This window comes from Heliobacterium mobile (assembly GCF_009720735.1).
GTDB lineage: Bacteria > Bacillota > Desulfitobacteriia > Heliobacteriales > Heliobacteriaceae > Heliobacterium > Heliobacterium mobile.
Genome location: NZ_WNKU01000092.1, coordinates 1 through 1,211, shown reverse-complemented (window position 1 = coordinate 1,211; position 1,211 = coordinate 1). Strand labels below are relative to the sequence as shown.

8 tRNA genes and 1 rRNA gene are annotated in these 1,211 nt (G+C 50.6%); all 9 read left to right on the top strand.

What is annotated here, in order from left to right:
- Positions 1-77: transfer RNA gene (locus tag GJ688_RS19780), tRNA-Asp, on the top strand.
- A gap of 4 nt (positions 78-81) precedes the next feature.
- Positions 82-157: transfer RNA gene (locus GJ688_RS19775), tRNA-Thr, on the top strand.
- 19 nt (positions 158-176) lie between these two features.
- A tRNA-Gly gene (locus tag GJ688_RS19770) sits at positions 177-250 on the top strand.
- Between the two features lie 19 nt (positions 251-269).
- Positions 270-344 (top strand) — tRNA-Gly (locus tag GJ688_RS19765).
- Positions 345-348: 4 nt separating this feature from the next.
- Positions 349-425, top strand: a tRNA-Arg gene (locus tag GJ688_RS19760).
- An 8-nt stretch (positions 426-433) separates the two neighbouring features.
- Positions 434-509, top strand: a tRNA-His gene (locus tag GJ688_RS19755).
- A 6-nt stretch (positions 510-515) separates the two neighbouring features.
- Positions 516-602 (top strand) — tRNA-Leu (locus tag GJ688_RS19750).
- Positions 603-694: 92 nt separating this feature from the next.
- A tRNA-Leu gene (locus tag GJ688_RS19745) sits at positions 695-777 on the top strand.
- 264 nt (positions 778-1,041) lie between these two features.
- Positions 1,042-1,211 (top strand): 16S ribosomal RNA (locus GJ688_RS19740); the annotation flags it as partial.

Here is a 1,211-nt window from a genome sequence, read left to right as displayed (position 1 = left end):
GGAGCAGTGGTGTAGAGGCCTAACATGCCAGCCTGTCACGCTGGAGATCGCGGGTTCGAATCCCGTCTGCTCCGCCATAATGCCGGCGTAGCTCAACTGGTAGAGCAACTGACTTGTAATCAGTAGGTTGCGGGTTCAAGTCCTGTCGCCGGCTCCATTATCAAAATACTACCTATGCGGGTGTAGCTTAATGGTAAAGCCCTAGCCTTCCAAGCTAGTTACGTGGGTTCGATTCCCATCACCCGCTCCATCAAAATTTAACAGACCATGCGGAAGTAGCTCAGCGGTAGAGCATCGCCTTGCCAAGGCGAGGGTCGCGAGTTCGAATCTCGTCTTCCGCTCCATCGTGCGCCCGTAGCTCAGCTGGATAGAGTAATTGACTACGAATCAAGAGGTCAGGGGTTCGAATCCCTTCGGGCGCGCCATATTTATGGTGGCTGTGGCGAAGTGGTCAACGCACCGGATTGTGGCTCCGGCACTCGTGGGTTCAAGTCCCATCAGCCACCCCATATAATGCCGAAGTGGCGGAATAGGCAGACGCGCTGGTCTCAAAAACCAGTGAGGGCAACTTCATGCCGGTTCGACCCCGGCCTTCGGCACCATAGATACTTTCGTATTACCTTCTGACATGGTAAAGGCGTTACAATCAAATCCTATTGGTTCGAGTATAAACCTACAACTTATCTTAACGCATGCGGTTGTGGCGGAATTGGCAGACGCACTGGATTTAGGTTCCAGCGGGAAACCGTGGAGGTTCAAGTCCTCTCGACCGCACCAAATCATAAGTCCTTTGGTATAAAACACCGGTTGATTCGGACGCTATAGTATGATATTATAGCATTCCGCTCAACAAATGGGCGATAACATTTCTGGTCCTTGAAAATCAAACAGTTGAAAGCAAAAGCGTGCGAAACCAAAGTCAATTCGGCCCGCGAAAGTGGGACGGACATTTTCTTGAGAGTGAATGACTTCTGTTACAAGAAGCCTTAACTCGATAAGAAACTTTAACAATAGAGCTTGACTCAAGCTTATCTACAATATTTTGTGGAGAGTTTGATCCTGGCTCAGGACGAACGCTGGCGGCATGCCTAACACATGCAAGTCGAACGGAGCACAGATACTTCGGTGGAAGTGCTTAGTGGCGGACGGGTGAGTAACGCGTGGATAACCTGCCTGAGAGTGGGGGATAACAGCCCGAAAGGGCTGCTAAT